Annotated in this window: 1 protein-coding gene; it reads right to left on the reverse strand. The window is 44.8% G+C overall.

The window, feature by feature from the left end; all coding sequences use genetic code 11:
• Positions 1 to 45 precede the first annotated feature (45 nt).
• A partial coding sequence (locus AMS66_RS12990) for a hypothetical protein (RefSeq protein ID WP_144424486.1) occupies positions 46 to 230 on the reverse strand: 185 nt, incomplete at its 5' end.

A 230-nucleotide genomic window follows, 5' to 3' on the forward strand; every position in this document is an offset into this window, starting at 1 on the left:
CTGATTTTTCGCAATTGACCATACCCATGTTGAAATATATACAGCTTATTTCATTGTTATTTTAAATTCCGAACCCGGCGCCCCAGCAAATACAATCGTTCCGCTCTTGGGCAGAGTCACTTTGTTGTTGCCGCTGACAATGGTATAGTTGACGCATAATCCTTCCTCATCATATACCGCGAAAGCACCATTCTTTGGCAGCTTGACCGTCATCGTTTTGCCTGCTGCCG

This window comes from Paenibacillus xylanivorans (genome assembly GCF_001280595.1).
Taxonomy (GTDB): domain Bacteria; phylum Bacillota; class Bacilli; order Paenibacillales; family Paenibacillaceae; genus Paenibacillus; species Paenibacillus xylanivorans.